This is a genomic window from Stutzerimonas stutzeri (assembly GCF_000952685.1).
Classification (GTDB): Bacteria; Pseudomonadota; Gammaproteobacteria; order Pseudomonadales; family Pseudomonadaceae; genus Stutzerimonas; species Stutzerimonas stutzeri_E.
On the sequence record NZ_JYHV01000011.1, the window covers coordinates 247883 to 263328 of the forward strand.

The 15446-nt window shown below is 61.1% G+C and carries 15 protein-coding genes; 7 read left to right on the forward strand and 8 right to left on the reverse strand.

The genetic code is table 11. The features are described from left to right. Window positions 1-33 precede the first annotated feature (33 nt). Complete coding sequence (locus tag UF78_RS05005; RefSeq protein WP_045160927.1) at window positions 34-1164, forward strand: GGDEF domain-containing protein; 1131 nt, start codon at window positions 34-36, stop codon at window positions 1162-1164. After that, entirely contained in the window at window positions 1157-2098 is a 942-nt protein-coding gene (locus UF78_RS05010) for an iron-sulfur-binding ferredoxin reductase (RefSeq protein WP_045160928.1), read from the forward strand. Before UF78_RS05005 ends, UF78_RS05010 begins: the two co-directional genes overlap by 8 nt. A 104-nt stretch (window positions 2099-2202) precedes the next feature. On the opposite strand, the gene pyk is transcribed toward UF78_RS05010, so the two are convergent. Next, window positions 2203-3654: a pyruvate kinase gene (pyk, locus tag UF78_RS05015; RefSeq protein ID WP_045160929.1), complete on the reverse strand. Its 1452-nt coding sequence runs from the start codon at window positions 3652-3654 to the stop codon at window positions 2203-2205. Between the two features lie 177 nt (window positions 3655-3831). On the opposite strand from pyk, the gene UF78_RS05020 reads away from it, so the two are divergent. Genes UF78_RS05020 through UF78_RS05030 form a run of 3 tightly spaced genes read left to right on the forward strand, consistent with a single transcriptional unit; the run spans window position 3832 to window position 5159 of the window. Then, window positions 3832-4209 carry a tetratricopeptide repeat protein gene (locus UF78_RS05020; protein ID WP_045160930.1) on the forward strand — a complete coding sequence of 126 codons (378 nt, stop codon included), beginning with the start codon at window positions 3832-3834 and terminating at the stop codon, window positions 4207-4209. Window positions 4210-4247: 38 nt separating this feature from the next. Continuing rightward, entirely contained in the window at window positions 4248-4676 is a 429-nt protein-coding gene (locus UF78_RS05025; protein ID WP_045160931.1) for a DUF4124 domain-containing protein, read from the forward strand. 48 nt (window positions 4677-4724) lie between these two features. Beyond that, on the forward strand, window positions 4725-5159 hold the full coding sequence (locus UF78_RS05030; RefSeq protein WP_045160932.1) for a PilZ domain-containing protein: 435 nt from the start codon (window positions 4725-4727) through the stop codon (window positions 5157-5159). Between the two features lie 55 nt (window positions 5160-5214). Here the strand turns inward: UF78_RS05030 and UF78_RS05035 are convergent, their stop codons facing one another. Genes UF78_RS05035 through UF78_RS05060 form a run of 6 tightly spaced genes read right to left on the reverse strand, consistent with a single transcriptional unit; the run spans window position 5215 to window position 12035 of the window. Continuing rightward, on the reverse strand, window positions 5215-6546 hold the full coding sequence (locus tag UF78_RS05035) for a DUF58 domain-containing protein (RefSeq protein WP_045160933.1): 1332 nt from the start codon (window positions 6544-6546) through the stop codon (window positions 5215-5217). 25 nt (window positions 6547-6571) lie between these two features. Next, window positions 6572-7582: an AAA family ATPase gene (locus UF78_RS05040; protein WP_045160934.1), complete on the reverse strand. Its 1011-nt coding sequence runs from the start codon at window positions 7580-7582 to the stop codon at window positions 6572-6574. Further along, complete coding sequence (locus tag UF78_RS05045; protein ID WP_045160935.1) at window positions 7579-8748, reverse strand: DUF4350 domain-containing protein; 1170 nt, start codon at window positions 8746-8748, stop codon at window positions 7579-7581. Before UF78_RS05045 ends, UF78_RS05040 begins: the two co-directional genes overlap by 4 nt. Next, window positions 8745-10316, reverse strand: a complete 1572-nt coding sequence (locus UF78_RS05050) for a DUF4129 domain-containing protein (protein WP_045160936.1) — start codon at window positions 10314-10316, stop codon at window positions 8745-8747. Before UF78_RS05050 ends, UF78_RS05045 begins: the two co-directional genes overlap by 4 nt. Further along, window positions 10303-11286, reverse strand: coding sequence for a stage II sporulation protein M (locus tag UF78_RS05055; RefSeq protein WP_045160937.1), 984 nt, complete (start codon window positions 11284-11286; stop codon window positions 10303-10305). Before UF78_RS05055 ends, UF78_RS05050 begins: the two co-directional genes overlap by 14 nt. Beyond that, window positions 11283-12035: an RDD family protein gene (locus UF78_RS05060; RefSeq protein ID WP_196298638.1), complete on the reverse strand. Its 753-nt coding sequence runs from the start codon at window positions 12033-12035 to the stop codon at window positions 11283-11285. Before UF78_RS05060 ends, UF78_RS05055 begins: the two co-directional genes overlap by 4 nt. Window positions 12036-12260: 225 nt before the next feature. Here UF78_RS05060 and sbcB point away from each other — a divergent pair, with 225 nt between their 5' ends. Next, entirely contained in the window at window positions 12261-13688 is a 1428-nt protein-coding gene (gene sbcB / locus UF78_RS05065) for an exodeoxyribonuclease I (RefSeq protein ID WP_045160938.1), read from the forward strand. Between the two features lie 87 nt (window positions 13689-13775). Here sbcB and mvaT read toward each other — a convergent pair whose 3' ends face one another. Beyond that, window positions 13776-14153 carry a histone-like nucleoid-structuring protein MvaT gene (mvaT, locus tag UF78_RS05070; protein ID WP_045160939.1) on the reverse strand — a complete coding sequence of 126 codons (378 nt, stop codon included), beginning with the start codon at window positions 14151-14153 and terminating at the stop codon, window positions 13776-13778. 436 nt (window positions 14154-14589) lie between these two features. Here mvaT and purU point away from each other — a divergent pair, with 436 nt between their 5' ends. Continuing rightward, the gene (gene purU / locus UF78_RS05075; RefSeq protein ID WP_045160940.1) at window positions 14590-15441 is read left to right on the forward strand and encodes a formyltetrahydrofolate deformylase; all 852 of its coding nucleotides are present in this window, start codon (window positions 14590-14592) and stop codon (window positions 15439-15441) included. Window positions 15442-15446: the final 5 nt, after the last annotated feature.

Below are 15446 nucleotides of genomic sequence, written 5' to 3' on the forward strand. Positions count from 1 at the left end.
AGTATGTCTAATTGCCATTATGGGAAGGATTCCATGCGCGTGACTCGTGACGAAAGCGAACAGCAGGCGCTGCAGCAGCTGGTCATCAAGCGCTTCGGTATGGCAGCAGGCACCTACGGCCTCGCCTTGCTGCTGACATGGATTACCGTCGCCGGGGGCTTCTATCAAGCGCCGTTAGACACTGCTATTGCGGGCTCTGTGATGATCCTGGTCAGCCAGTTGGGGTTCTTCTGGGTGTTTTCCCGAGGCTACAACCTGCGCTTTCGCGACCCCAGTCTGACCGAGCCGCAGGTGTTGGTTGCGCTGGTGTGGCTGACCTTCTTCCTGTTCAATCTCGGCGATAGTCGCGGCTCTTTGCTGGTGCTCTATGTGCTGGTGCTGATGTTCGCCGTGTTTCTGCCGCCGAAAGTATTCATCCGCTACGCCGTACTGGCGCTCGTCAGTTTCGTCGGCATGTCGCTGTACGATGCATATCTCGATCGTCTCGGCGACTCGCAGGTAGCGCTGCTGGAGGCTGGCGTATTGCTGGTAACGCTCATCTGGATGTGCCTGTTCGTCGGTTACGTCTACAAGCTGCGTCAGCGCATGCGTCAGCGCCGTTTCGCCTTGCAGGCGCACCAGGAAACGCTGCGCGGCATGATGCGGCAACTGGAGGATCTGGCCTCCACGGACGAGCTCACCGGGTTGTACAACCGCCGTCATTTCATTCGGCGGGCCGAGGCGGAGCTGAGTCGATTACGGGCGGGCCATCAGTCCGGCCTCGCATTGATCGACCTCGATCATTTCAAGCGGGTAAACGATCTGCACGGGCACGCCACGGGCGATCGTGTGCTGCAGATGTTCGCCTCGGTAGCGCGTTCGTGCTTGCGCGACGGCGATATCCTGGCCCGCTACGGTGGCGAGGAGTTCGTCCTGCTGTTGCCGCACACCGATGCCGAGCAGTTCAGCGCTTGTTGTGAGCGCCTGCGCGAGGCGTTTGCCAATGCCCAGCCGCTGGACGTGGAGTTACAGGCGGGGCATCTCAGTCTGTCGGTCGGGCTGACGCTGCTCAATGCTGGCGACGATCTGGACGAGTCATTGCAGCGCGCCGACATGGCGCTCTATCGGGCCAAGGCCAACGGGCGTAATCGCTGCGAGGCAAGCTGGGCGGCCGTCGATGCCTGAAATTACCCATGGGGCGCGGTCCTGGACGGTGAGCGAGGGGAAGAACCTGCTCGATGCGCTCAATGATGCTGGCCTGAACGTGCCCTACAGCTGTCGTGCGGGCAGTTGCCACGCCTGTCTGGTGCGCTGCCTGCGGGGTGAGCCAAAGGATGCCCAGCCGGACGCGCTCGATGTCGGTCGGCGTTTACAGGGGTGGAGACTCGCCTGCCAATGCGCCGTCACCGAAGATCTCAGTGTCGCCGTGTACGACCCGGTGCGCGAGGGGCTGGCGGCACGAGTGGAAGGGCTCGATTGGCTCGATGGACAGGTCCTGCGCCTGCGGCTGCAGGCCGAGCGTCCGCTGCGTTACCGCGCCGGCCAGCACGTGCTGCTGTGGACTGACCGTGGCGTTGCCAGGCCTTATTCATTGGCGAGCGTGCCCGGGGAGGATCCCTGGCTTGAGTTTCACCTCGATTGCCACAATCCGGGTGCCTTCTGCGATTCGGCGCGCGCCCTGAAGATGGGAGACAGCCTGCGCCTTGGTCAGCTGCACGCCGGCGCGCTGCGCTACGAGCCCGAATGGCAGACGCGTCCCCTGTTGATGCTGGCGGCCGGTACCGGGCTCGCACCTCTTTGGGCCCTGTTGCGCGAGGCGCTGCGTCAGGATCATCTAGGGCCGATACGGCTGCTGCATTTCTGTCGAGGTGCGTCCTACCTGCGAGCGTCGTTGGAGCGTCTCGCACAGGGGCATGACAACCTGAGTATCGAGTGGGTCGATTCCGAACAGACGCATGACAGTCTGCAATCCGTACGCGCTACGTCGCGCCAGGAAATCGCACTGCTCTGCGGGGGAAGCGGATTCGTCGAGGACTGCGCCAAGCGCCTGTTTCTCGCGGGACTGCCGCGGGGGCAGGTGCTGAGCGACGCTTTTCTGGTGCGCCACGTCGAGCCTTGAGCAACGACGGCGCATCGCCCCCAAGAGATGGCTAGGGGCGCGTGATCGAAGCACGCCAAGGTATCAGGCCCCCATTGGCCGTCACCTGGCGTGCTTCGAGACCATCAACTCAATGAATCGCCTACACGCAGGATCTTCATGGTGTTGGTGCCGCCGGTGCCGTGATAGGTATCGCCCTTGGTCAGGATCACCCAGTCGCCAACGTTGACGATGTTGCGTTTGAGCAACTCATCCACCGCCGCCTGGCTGACCTTGTCCGCTGGCAGTGCGGCCGGATCGAACGGAATGGTCTGCACACCGCGGAACATGGCGACCCGTGCCTGGGTCTCGCGATGGGGCGAGTATGCAAAGATCGGTACCGACGAGCGGATGCGCGACATGATCAGCGGGGTATAGCCGCTTTCGGTCAGGCTGATGATCGCCTTAACGCCGGGGAAGTGGTTGGCGGTGTACATCGCCGCCAGCGCGGTGCTTTCATCACTGCGCTCGAAGCGCTGGCCGAGACGGTGGCTGGACTTGATGCTGGTCGGATGCTTCTCGGCTCCGACGCAGACGCGTGCCATCGCCTTGATCGCCTCGATCGGGTATTCGCCGGCAGCGCTTTCGGCCGACAGCATGACCGCGTCGGTGTAGTCCAGCACCGCGTTGGCTACATCGGAAACCTCGGCGCGGGTCGGCATCGGGTTCTGGATCATCGACTCCATCATCTGGGTCGCGGTGATGACGACCTTGTTGTTGCGGCGTGCGTGAAGAATGATCTTCTTCTGAATGCCCACCAGTTCGGCGTCGCCGATCTCGACGCCCAGGTCGCCTCGCGCGACCATCACGCCATCGCTGGCGCGGATCAAGCCGTCCAGCGCCTCATCATCGGCGACCGCTTCGGCGCGCTCGATCTTGGCGATCAGCCAGGCGCTGGAGCCGGCCTCGTCGCGCAGGCGGCGGGCCAGTTCCATATCGGCGGCATCGCGAGGGAAGGACACGGCGAGGTAGTCCAGATCCATCTCGGCGGCCAGCTTGATGTCGGCTTTGTCCTTGGCGGTCAGCGCCGGCGCAGTCAGCCCGCCTCCCCGACGATTGATGCCTTTGTTGTCCGACAGCGGCCCGCCAATCAGTACAGTGCAATGCAGTTCGTCGGCCGTGGCGTTGTCAACGCGCATGACCACGCGACCATCATCGAGGAGCAATTCATCGCCAACGCTGCAATCTTTGACCAGATCCGGGTAGTCGATGCCCACCACGTCCTGGGTGCCTGCATCGCGAGGGTGGGTGACGGAGAAGCGGAAGTTGTCGCCCTCTGCTAATTCGATACGCTTGCCGGCGAACTTGGCGATGCGGATTTTCGGCCCTTGCAGGTCGCCCAATAGGGCGACGAAGCGACCGTGTTTCGCGGCGATGTCCCGTACCAGCTGCGCCCGGGCGCGGTGCTCATCTGGAGCACCATGAGAGAAATTCAAGCGGGCGACATCGAGGCCCGCCAGGATCATCTTTTCCAGTACATCCGGTGAGCTGCTGGCAGGACCCAGCGTGGCGACGATTTTGGTACGGCGCGAGATCATTCAATGCTCCTTTTTCAGAATGGCCGGGAGGCTACTATGCCGTGCGGCTGTAGTCATTGTTGGCTTGCACTACTCTTTGGCGGCTGCATGCGAGCTGCCGCGACGTGTTCTGGTGCGCCGAGCGGGGCTGTAGTTTTTCTCGCCGCGGTCGATAAGTCGGCAACGGAGGATTCATCCATGCGCACCCTTGTCATACTGTCTCTGATCACTCTCAGCGTAGGCTGCAGCAGCCGAAGTGCACTCGATCGCCATCTGGACAGTGCTTACCAGCACTATCAATCAGGCGATTGCGAGCAGGTAATGCTCGCCCTATCGCAGGCCGAGCGCAGCAGTCGGCCACGCGACAACGTTCAGCCGGAAATATCGCTGCTACGCGGGCAGTGCCTGGAGCGCCAGGGGTTGTTCGTCGATGCGGCGCAAACCTATCGCTTCATTCAGACCCGCTATCCGGCCAGCGAATATGCCTTCCGTGGTCGCGCCAGACTGGAGACGTTGCGTCAGTTGGGGCACTATCAGCCGGAGGAGCGGGTGGTAACTCACGCCGCCAAACCCTGAGCGAAGCCGGTTAGTCGAGACCGGCTGGGAAGGAACCCATGCACATCGCACCGATACTGCTTATAGCGCTGTTGTCATCGCCGTTGGCGGCTGCCGAGATCTACCGCTGGGTCGATTCGCAGGGAAATGTGCATTTCGATGCACGACCGCGTCCCGGTGCCGAACCAGTCGAGGTCAGACCGCAGGTCATCGAGCGCGACGAGGCGACTCGCGAGCGCGAAGCGCGTACCGAGCGCTTCTTCGAGGCTCGTCGGCAAGAGCAGCAGGCTGCTGATCAGGCGGCCAGTGAACAGCATGCCCGGCGCGAGCAGGAATGCCGTCAGCTGCGTCAGCAGCTGTCGCGTCTGTCCCATGGCGGACGCTACTTTCGTGCCGATGCAAAGGAGGGGCGGGTCTACTACAGTGATGAGGAAATAGAGACGGCGCGGCGGCAGTTGGCCAGTCGTATCAGTCGAAATTGCAGCTGAGCGGCCCGAACGGCCGCTGCGATCAAGTTGGCGGCAGGGCCGGAACCGATGAACATGCTTAATCAGCGCAGCATCCAGCGGCACCAGTTGCCGTACTATCTCAACGTTTTCAACCGCTTTACCGATAAGCCATTGGGCTTCATCGGCAATCTGTCGGAGACTGGACTGATGCTCATCAGTCCATATCCGATGATGACCGATGCGTGCTTCGAGATGCGCCTGAAGATCCCCGGCCAGCACGGCCAGCTGCGTTACATCGATTTCAGCGCGATCTGCCGCTGGTCCCGCGAGGATGTCACTCCCGGCAGCTTCGATTCGGGTTTCGTACTGATTACGCCGCCCAGCGAAATTCGCCACATGATCGACGCGCTACATCACTATTTCAGTTTCCGGCCGATGCTGAGCATTCCGCCAGCTCGTCTGCCGCTCAGCGATGTCCCACCCAACCGGGCCATCGACCAGGATCACTGTCACGGGATCTGAGTGATTCGGCTTGGTTGGGTGATGTTCACGTTTCCCTGCGAAGTCGAATGATGTTCTACAGAACGCCGCCTTTTTTCCACGCCAGGTAGCGGCTGATCAACGCCGGCCCCAGCTCGTGCGGACGCGCATCGAGCACCGGGACGCCGTGCGCCATCAGCCGTTCATGCAACTGATCTCGGGCGTTCAGGTAGTTCAGCGTGCCGCAGTAGCCCAGCGCATCCTGGGCGCTGCTCACTGGTTGATGACGTAGTCCGTCGAGCACCGGCTCACGCAAGCTCACCACCAAAACCCGGTGCCGGCGCGAGAGCCGGCGGACCGCGCCGAGCAAATCCTCATCATCTTCGTCGCGCAGATTGCTCAGGATCACCACCAGCGCCCGTCGTTTCTGTCGCGTCAGAACCTCCCCGGCGGCTCGCATGAAATCGGCTGGCTGTCTCGTGTTGGTCAAATCGTAGACGCCGTTCAGCAAGGCGTTCAGCTGCAACTGGCCCTTGGCCGGCGCGAGGAAGCGGCGTTGCTCGGTGGCGAAGCTGTAGAGTCCCAGCGCGTCGCCTTGGCGCAAGGCGACATAAGCCAACAGCAGGCTTGCATTAAGCGCGTGGTCGAAATGCGAGAGTGCATCATCCTGGCTGCGCATCCGCCGGCCGCAATCGAGCATCAACAGGATCTGCTGGTCGCGGTCGTCCTGATATTCCCGGGCGATCGGCGTGCGCTTGCGTGCGGTGGCCTTCCAGTCGATCTGCCGCAGAGTATCGCCTTCGCGGAATTCGCGGAGCTGATGGAAATCCATACCCAGCCCGCGGCGCGGCTGCTGCCGCACACCCAGGCGACTCAACCAGCTGTCTACGGCCATCAGCGGTGCGCCGTGCAGTCGAGTGAAGTCGGGGTAGACGCGCGACTGTGACTCCAGCTTCAGCAGCCGGCGTTCGCGCCATAATCCCAGTGGACCGTGCAGGCGGATCTCACATTGATCGAAGTGTACGGGGCCACGGCGTTCCGGGCAGATTCGGTACGCGACCTCGCAATGTTGCCCCGGTACGAGGGTTAGATGTTGTGGCAGGTGCTGAAACGCCATCCCGGCTGGCGGATGGTCGAAGATATCCAGGCGCAAGGGACGAGTCAGCGAGGCGTGAAGCTGTAGCTGCACATCATGCCAACGACCCAGCGCCAGGTGGCCGGGTAGGGTGCGTTGCAACGTGGGCGAAGGCAGCCGGTGCAAGGAAACCGCGTCTAGGGCCGAAAGCAGGCCCAGGCACAGCAGCAGTCCCCACCAGGCCGTATTCACCGCGGCGGGCAGGGGATGGCCTAGCGCAGCCAGCACGCCCAGCGGCAGGGCAAGGACAAGCAGCAACACCAGCAGAAAGGTTTGTCGCCGTGATGGGCTCATCGCAACATCCGCGAGCTGGGCTGGATCACAGGCGCGGCGCCGTGACCTGGTCGAGCAATTGCAGCAGCAACTGATCCACCGAAGTCCCCTCGATATCCAGTTCGGGCGAGAGTCTGACACGATGCCGCAGCACCGCGAGTGCGCAGCCCTTGATGTCGTCCGGGGTGACGAACTCCCCGCCGCGTAACAGCGCGCGTGCTCGCGCGCAGCGAACCAGTGCGATCGAGGCGCGTGGTCCCGCGCCCAGCGCCAGACCGGGCCAGTTGCGCGTGGCGCGGGCCAGGCGCACCGCGTAGTCGAGTACTTGCTCGTCGAGTGGCACTTCGCTGGCGATCTTCTGCAAGGCCTGGACATCCTTTGCCTGCAATAGCACGCGCAAGCCGCTGACGTCGAGGATATCGGTACGCGCCGAGCGGGTGACTTGACGGACCAGTTCCAGCTCCTCGTCGGCCATCGGATAGTCCATGCGCAGCATCAGCATGAAGCGGTCCAGCTCGGCTTCAGGCAGTGGGTAGGTGCCTTCCTGCTCGATGGGGTTCTGCGTGGCCATCACCAGGAAGGGTTGCGGCGCCGCCAGCGCGCGACCTTCGAGCGTGACCTGGCGTTCTTGCATGACCTCCAGCAGCGCCGCCTGGGTTTTTGCCGGGGCGCGGTTGATTTCATCGGCGAGCAGCAGGTTGGTGAAGACCGGCCCTTTGCGTAGCTTGAACTGTTCGCTGGCCAAGTCATAGACGGCGTGGCCGGTGATATCGCTTGGCATCAGGTCGGGCGTGAATTGGATACGCGAAAACTCGCCACCGAAGCAACGAGCCAGCGCGCGGACCAGCAAGGTTTTACCGAGCCCCGGCACTCCCTCGACCAGCACGTGGCCGCCGGCTATCAAGGCGGTGAGAACGCCATCGACGATATCCTGCTGACCGATTACGGCCTTGTGCAATTCCTGACGCAGCGCCTGTGCCAGTTGGCTGGCGCGCTGACGCTGGCTGCTTGCGCCAGCAGCGGGGGCATTGTTCTGTTCGCTTGGGATTTCGCTCATAGGGCATTCCTGAGGCTTTGCAGGCGGGCGACCTGGCTGGTGAATTCGGCGGCGCTGACAGGCTTTTCCGCTGGCAGGCGCAAGGCCTGATCGATGGAGTCGGGGGGCAGCTGGCTGAGTTTCGCCAGCACCAGACACTGCTCGGTATAGGGCAGCGCTTCGAATCCCGGATGGCGTCGGCGCGCCTGCCGTTGTATGTCGCGCTGCAAGCCGATCAGCAGATGGCGCTGGCCGGCATGGCGGTAGAGGAAGTCGGCACTGGCGCGCAGATGTTCATGCAGTTGCCGGCGGCTACGGTCGGCCGTCTCGATGATGGGACCCTGTCGTTGGCCCAGATGCCAGGCGGCAAAGATCAGTATCAGCAGCAGGGCGGTCAGCGCTTCGGGGAAATAGCGCAGCAGCTGTCGCAACAAGCCGACGTGCTCGGTGCGATAGGCGAGGGCCACGTCACGATCCTGGGTGAGATACCAGAGCAGCCAAGCATGGTCATACTGCCCGATGCGATCGTTCTGCCAGATCCAGCTGTCTGTGAGCGCGGTGATCAGACCGTTACCGTGCTGCAGCTGCAGCATGTGCGTGGCACCGTCGCTGTTGGCCCAGGCATGAGCCCTCTTGTCGGCATCGTAGAGGTGATAGTCGGTGTCGAAGGCGAAATAGGCCGGTGCGTCTTCGTTCTCCAGATACAGTCGGGTCAGCGTGGAGCGCTTCTCCGTGCTGGCGATCTGTTTGGTGGCTTCGTTGGTCTCGTCATCTGTGGTTTCGTACTGTTGCAAGCCCAGCGTATCGAGAAGCAGATCACCACTTTTACCGGTGTGCTCGTCCCACAGGCGTTCGGCCACGAACACCAGGTGGCCGCCGTCAGAGACCCACTCAAGCAAGCGTGCGGACTGACTCGGTTTCATATCTGCACGGTCGCCCAGCAGTAGCAGGATCCGGTTGTCCGGTTGCAGCTCGAGCAGCCCGCCAAGGCCTTCGGTGTGGGTGACCGCTCTGCCTTGGTCGATGAGAAAACGTTCAGCTGCCAGGTAGGGATTGGCGCGCACCTGCGGCGCAGGACCTCGCTCAATGACCTCCTGGTAGCGTGTCGCCTTGCTCGCGACGAATAGCAGCAGGGTGACTAGCAGTACGCCCGCGACGGTCAGGCCAATTGTGCGAGCGCGGCTCATGTGGACATCCTTGTGTCGAACAATTCGCGCCAGCGATCGCAGAGCTCGTTTCTGGCGGCGCCTGGCGGGGCCTGGTGACCATAGGCGAGATTCTGCCAGTGGCGGGTCAAGGTCTCGGCATAGCGGACCAGTTCCGGTCGACCGTCCTGGCGCAGCAGATCGAGGATTTCGCCCTCCGTATGAGCGGACTTCAATGGCAGCTTGCGTTCATGCAGCAGTCGGCTGAGAAACGCCCGGTAGAGCAACCCGAGCGCTTCGCGCGGCTGCTGGTCCCAGAGTCGGCTGACTTCACCGGCGACATCTGCAGGAATGCTCTCGGGCTGGACATCGAAACCGAACAGCACGGCCGGCGTATCCTGACGCTGCCTTGCAGCGGGAGGGCGAAGTCGCCCGACATGGACTCTCAGCCACTCGCGATAGCGCCAGAGGCAAAGCGCGATCAAACCGAACAGTGCCGCCCAGAGCAGGATTTCGACACCCGTGGCGATGTGTTCCAGGCTGCGCTGCAGGCTGCCGCCGCGCAGTAGTTTGTTGAGTAGGCGTTCCAACCAGCCCGGTTCTGCAAGCGTCTGGGGCTCGCCAAAGCGCCAGCGAGTCACGGTCTCGCGGTTTTTGAACGGCGGCTGGTTCAGCAGCTCGGTGATCCGCTCGTTTGCGGCCTGACTGGTCAGTGGCTGGTTGAGCAAGCGTTCGTGTTCGGGGCTCGGCTCGGTCGGTGTCGTTTGTTCACGCTGCGGGGGCGCCGGGGTATCGGCCCGAGCGTCCTCTAGGGGCAAACCCAGCGACAGGCCGATGCTCAGCAGCAGGGCCGGCAATAAGGGCTGCAGACGCTCCTGCAATCGGCGAAAGCTCAGCTCGATATCCCAGGCCTCGAGCATGGTGCGTCGGTTGAGGTAGAGGCTGAAGCCACTGGCAACGTAAATCGGTTCCCAGATGATCAGGATCAGCACGTATAGCAGGTTGGACAGATGCTCAAGCCAAAGCCAGTCGCCTTCCACCTTCAGCAGGTCCTGCCAGGTCCAGTCAGCGAGTAACTGCGGCGGGATCAACATGTAGAGTAAGGCCAGCGCGCCCATCCACAAGCCGCTTTCCAGGTGGATGCCGACAATGGTCAACCAGCGTGCCGCGCCGGTGTCGCGTCGCTTCAAGACGGCCAGGCGATTCCGTCTGGTCGAGCCTGATAACCCTTCGAGCTGCAGCACTGGCAGATCGAAACTGCGGGTCAGGCTGAATCGGCGCCAGGTCAGGCTGGAAAACCATTGCGAGCGTAGCAGGCCAGGCAAGGCTCTGAAGCTGCGGCGCAGGGTCGGGGTATCGCCAAATAGTGACCGAGAAAGAATGAACAGCGGCAGGCGTTCATAGAGCGGTTTAAACCACCAGAACAGCAACAGTGACAGCGTTGGATGTTGCCAGAGCATCAGGCTGAGCAGGGCGAACACTGGCAGGGTCAGCAGCGCCCAGCTGGTCATCAGTAGGCGCGCTTGCCGGCGTGCCAGCAGGATGCCGAGATCCAGCGATTCCCAGGCACTGCGCGGGCGGATCTCCATGGTCGCGTCACTCAGGCGCATGACTGTTCCTGCCGCTCAGCAAGAGATACAGGCCGACCAACAGCCACAGCAGCGCGCCCACGGCATATTTGACCGACGCGGAAGGATAGGTCATCGATGACCAATAGGCTTCGACGAATGCGGCGATCAGCAACAGCAAGGTGGCGCCGGCGACCAGCCGTACCGCCTTGCTGGCGGCCAGCCGCAAGGCTTCCCCGCGGGTAAGGTTGCCGGGGGCGATGAGCGCGCCGCCGAGTTTCAGCCCGGCGCCTCCGGCCAGGGTGATGGCTGTCAGCTCGAAGGCACCGTGACCGATGACGAATGACCAGAACGGCTGGTGATAACCAACTCCGGTCAGGTGGCCCGCGATCGCGCCGATGGTCAGCCCGTTGAACAACAGGTAGAACAAGCTTCCCAACCCGAACAGAAGCCCTCCGGCAAACGTCTGGAAGGCGATGCCGATATTGTGCATGACGTAGTAGCCGAACATCACCCAGTCTTCGCTGGATCCACGCTCGCCAAAGCGACCGAGGCGGCTGGCATCGGGATCGTACATCGCCTCCATCTGTGCGATCTGCTCAGGACTGATCAGGCTGTAAACCATTTCCGGAAACGCCAGGACCAGTGCCGCCATGCCTAGCAGGCTGATATAGAACAACAGGCTGGCGGCTGCCACGTAGCGCCATTGCTCGCGAACCAGCCGGCCGAACCCGCCAAGGATGAAACCGAGCAGACGACCTGCCAGGGGACTTCGGTGACGGTAGAGCTGCTGATGTCCGCGCTGCACCAGCACCTGCAGATTATCGATCGCATGGGTGCTGTAGCCGCGTGCTTGAGCCAGCGCCAGCTGTTGGCAGATGCGTCGATAGGCGGCCGGAAATGCCACGATCGAAACGGATGAAGGCTTCTTGCGGCGCTCGAGGGCATCGAGTGTTTCGCTGAACCCTTGCCATTCGGCTCGGTGAAGGCGCTCGAACTGGCTCTGTTTCATGCTGGCCCCACCAGACCGCGAGCGATGCCGTTTAGGCGCGCCTCGGCCTGCTCGGGGGCTACCTGCAGGGGCGTCGCCAGAATTGCAGCCAGTTCCTGCCGGCGTTCCGGCGACAGATTCGACTGTCGCTCGGCGAAGCCGATCAGCGCGCGCTGTTCGGCCAGTTCTAGCGGGAAGGGTGGTGCAATGGCGTCGACGATCGGAAGCGTCGCTGCGGCTGCGCCGTGCTCGTGGTACACCACCAGCGTTCCGGCGGCCAGATCGCCAAGGCGTTTGAAGGAGGGGTGCCAGAGGCAACTGATCGCCCCCACAAAGTAGCCGAATGGCAGCATGTCGACGAAACGCAGCAGGTTGCGTGTCAGAGACGACGCCCAGCCGATCGGCGTACCGTCATCATGGATCACCTTCAGGCCCAGCCAGCGCTTGCCAGGCGTGCTGCCTTCATTGAGCACTTCGAACAACACCATGTACCACCATTGCACGACGAACAGCAGCAGGGCGCCAGCGCCTATGCCAAACGTGCCTAACGAGCCGAGACCCAGCGCCAGGGTCAGAAATAGCGCGACCCGAATCAGCAGGTCCAGGGCGAACGCCAGAGCGCGAGGCACGAGGCCGGCCGGACGAAGCACGAGATCAATACCCTCCGGCGTTTCGACCCTGTGCGTATTGTCCAGCGGTGCTGTTAGAGCGGAAGGCAATGGTTGTGCTCGACGATCGATCTGGTGGGCTGGTGCGAGGCTGCTGCTCATGGCCGATCAACCGATCGGGCGCGTTGGCCAGGCGATATCGCGGCTATGTAATCATCGAACGTGGTTTTCGGCCAGAACCTGCTCGGCATTTTCAATCGAAATGCCATCATTCATACGCTGTGATCGCCCCGTTGCGCGGACCTGTCGCACAAGGAGTCGGGCGATGCGGCCGGCGGTCGTTCAAGCGCGTTAGACTGGTGTGCAAAGGCCGAGAGGGAGGCTCCCGTGACATCCAGCATCTTCTGGTACGACTTTGAAACCACTGGCATCTCGCCGCGTTGCGACCGACCGCTGCAGGTCGCCGGGATCCGCACCAACGAGGCGTTGGAGGAAATTGGCGAGCCGCTGAATATTTACTGCCGGCTCAGCGACGACATCCTGCCGCACCCGGCCGCTTGCCTGGTGACTGGCATTACTCCGGCCACCCTGACTGAAAAGGGGTTATGCGAAGCGGAGTTCATCGCTCGGCTGCATCAGGAACTGTCACAACCGGGCACCTGTAGCGCTGGCTATAACACCTTGCGTTTCGATGATGAGGTGCTGCGCTACAGCCTGTACCGCAATTTCTTCGATCCCTATGCGCGCGAGTGGCAGGGTGGCAATAGTCGCTGGGATCTCATCGATCTGGTCCGCACCGCTTATGCGTTGCGTCCCGAGGGGCTGGTTTGGCCTGAGGAAGACGGCCGCGTGACGCTCAAGCTGGAGCGTCTCAGTGTCGCCAACGGGCTCGAGCATTTGCAGGCGCACGACGCCCTGTCGGACGTGCGGGCGACCATTGCGCTGGCTCGATTGATACGGGAACGCCAGCCGAGGCTGTATGACTACCTGTACAAACTGCGGCGTAAGAACGCGGTAGTCGAACAGGTCGAGATTTTGAAACCAATGGTGCATGTCTCCGGGCGCTTCTCCGCTGCGCGGCACTATTTGTCCGTGGTGCTGCCACTGGCCTGGCATCCGCGCAATCGCAACGCACTGATCGTCTGCGACCTCAATGCCGAATGCTCGCCGCTATGGGAGGACACGGCCGAAGATCTCCGCGAGCGGCTGTATACCCGCCGTGAAGATCTCGGTGAGAAGCTGCCGACTCCGTTGAAACTGGTGCACGTCAATCGCTGCCCGGTACTTGTACCGATGAATGTCTTACGCAAGTCGGATATCGAGCGATTGAATCTGGATTTGCAATGTTGCGAGTCCAGGGCAAGCGATCTACGTGGTCGACAAGCAGAATGGAGCGCGAAACTTGCTGACGTCTATCAGGAGCAGGCGTTCACCGGCTTGTCGGATCCGGAACAGCAACTCTATGAAGGCTTTCTGGGTGAGCGAGATCGCCGGTTATGCGAGCAAGTCAGAAGCTTTGTACCCTCATCTGGTTCGAGTGGAGTGCCGTCGTTTGATGATGCCCGTCTACCGGAACTGCATTTTCGTTACCGTGCTCGGAATTTTCCCGAATGCCTTTCGGCTGCGGAACAACTGCAGTGGCAGGAGTTTTGTCGGCAGCGTTTAACCGCGCCCGAGTTTGGCGCGCCAAACACCTTGGATCAGTTCGAGAGTTCGCTGCAGGCATTACTGGCTTCAGCCAGTTCGAACCAGATGCAGCTACTGCAGCAATGGGCCGTGCATGCCCGTGGTCTGCGTGAGCGCTACATTCGCTGAGCTTCTTATCAAACGCCCGCAAAAAAGCCATCTGACGCGGCATGCTCGGCATGCAGCGTCGGATGGCTTTAGGTCCCGCGCCGAAATTTAACCGAGCAAGGTGGCCCAGCTTTCAACTTCGTCGGAACCCCACTGGGCTTTCCATTCTTTCAGAGTCTTGTGATTGCCACCTTTGGTTTCAATCACTTCGCCGTTATGTGGGTTCTTGTACTGCTTTACGCGGCGCGCGCGCTTGGTAGCTGCCGGCGTCTTTGCGGTGCGTTGTGTTTTGCTATTTCTAGCGTCCGGATCGAGCAGGGCGATGATATCGCGAAGCGATTTTTGATATTCACCCATCAGTTCGCGCAGTTTGCCTTCGAACTCAAGCTCTTTTTTTAGCTTGTCATCTGCAGAAAGAGACTTCAGGCGTTCCTGGAGCTCCTTGATAGCTTCTTCTGTGGCGCGGTATTCATTGATTAGCGACATGTCACTTCCTTGGTATAGGTTGAACGCAAGTGTTAGCAATCATAGACAGCCACCATGCACAAGTAAATATGGCTTTGATAAAGATTAGCTACGGTTTTCTTCCGCTTTTGCGTTGATGGCTAATGTCGCTCAGTTAGTTTCATGAAGGAAAATCGAGACTCTCTTGGAAAATAGCGTCTGGAACGAATGCTTGGCTGATATATCGGTACGAAACCCCGCGGTGTTAATCATCCGCCTTGGTTGCGGGGCGGTCTAATTGGCCATGTGTACGGTTGCCTCGAGTCGATAACCTTATTGTTACTGCGCGATGACGGCGTTATCGGTTGCTTGAGCCAGCCTGTAGCAGCGGGCTAAGGCTTGGCCCGACCCAATACTCTGGCTGCAGAATTATTCGCTGCGCTAGAATGCGGCACCTTTTTAAGCTGGAGTTATTTTAATGCGCACGTTCAGGCTGGTTATTGCCTGCCCCGATGGCGTTGGCATTGTCGCCAAGGTCAGCAATTTCCTGGCCACGTACAACGGCTGGATCACCGAAGCGAATCATCACTCGGATCACCAGAGCGGCTGGTTTTTCATGCGCCATGAAATTCGTGCCGACTCGCTGCCGTTTGATCTCGCTGGCTTCCGGCAGGCGTTTGCGCCTATAGCGCGTGAGTTTTCGATGGAGTGGCGGATTACCGATTCGGAACAGCGCAAGCGCGTCGTGCTAATGGCCAGTCGGGAATCGCACTGCCTGGCGGACCTGCTGCACAGGTGGCACAGCGGCGAACTGGATTGCGATATTCCCTGCGTTATTTCCAACCACAACGACTTGCGCAGTATGGTCGAGTGGCACGGCATTCCTTATTTCCACGTTCCGGTCGAGCCGGGGCGCAAGGAAGAGGCGTTTGCCGAGGTATCGCGTCTGGTGCGTGAGCAGCAGGCCGATGTGATTGTGCTTGCCCGTTATATGCAGATTCTTCCACCCGAACTGTGTGAAGAATATGCGCAGCGGGTGATTAACATTCATCACAGCTTTCTACCTTCGTTTGCAGGCGCCAAGCCCTACCATCAGGCTTCGCTACGCGGGGTCAAGCTGATCGGCGCGACCTGCCATTACGTGACCGAGGAGCTGGACGCCGGCCCGATCATCGAGCAAGACGTCGTGCGCGTCAGCCATCGCGATAGCATCGAAGACATGGTTCGGCTGGGCAAGGACGTGGAAAAGATGGTGCTATCGCGCGGTCTGCGCTATCACTTGCAAGAGCGTGTGCTGGTCCATAGCAACAAGACGCTGGTATTCAATTAATCGTC

Coding starts and splice junctions, on each gene's coding strand:
- UF78_RS05005 (WP_045160927.1), top strand. CDS start 34: ATGCGCGTGACTCGTGACGAAAGCGAACAGCAGGCGCTGCAGCAGCTG.
- UF78_RS05010 (WP_045160928.1), top strand. CDS start 1,157: ATGCCTGAAATTACCCATGGGGCGCGGTCCTGGACGGTGAGCGAGGGG.
- pyk (WP_045160929.1), bottom strand. CDS start 3,654: ATGATCTCGCGCCGTACCAAAATCGTCGCCACGCTGGGTCCTGCCAGC.
- UF78_RS05020 (WP_045160930.1), top strand. CDS start 3,832: ATGCGCACCCTTGTCATACTGTCTCTGATCACTCTCAGCGTAGGCTGC.
- UF78_RS05025 (WP_045160931.1), top strand. CDS start 4,248: ATGCACATCGCACCGATACTGCTTATAGCGCTGTTGTCATCGCCGTTG.
- UF78_RS05030 (WP_045160932.1), top strand. CDS start 4,725: ATGAACATGCTTAATCAGCGCAGCATCCAGCGGCACCAGTTGCCGTAC.
- UF78_RS05035 (WP_045160933.1), bottom strand. CDS start 6,546: ATGAGCCCATCACGGCGACAAACCTTTCTGCTGGTGTTGCTGCTTGTC.
- UF78_RS05040 (WP_045160934.1), bottom strand. CDS start 7,582: ATGAGCGAAATCCCAAGCGAACAGAACAATGCCCCCGCTGCTGGCGCA.
- UF78_RS05045 (WP_045160935.1), bottom strand. CDS start 8,748: ATGAGCCGCGCTCGCACAATTGGCCTGACCGTCGCGGGCGTACTGCTA.
- UF78_RS05050 (WP_045160936.1), bottom strand. CDS start 10,316: ATGCGCCTGAGTGACGCGACCATGGAGATCCGCCCGCGCAGTGCCTGG.
- UF78_RS05055 (WP_045160937.1), bottom strand. CDS start 11,286: ATGAAACAGAGCCAGTTCGAGCGCCTTCACCGAGCCGAATGGCAAGGG.
- UF78_RS05060 (WP_196298638.1), bottom strand. CDS start 12,035: ATGAGCAGCAGCCTCGCACCAGCCCACCAGATCGATCGTCGAGCACAA.
- mvaT (WP_045160939.1), bottom strand. CDS start 14,153: ATGTCGCTAATCAATGAATACCGCGCCACAGAAGAAGCTATCAAGGAG.
- purU (WP_045160940.1), top strand. CDS start 14,590: ATGCGCACGTTCAGGCTGGTTATTGCCTGCCCCGATGGCGTTGGCATT.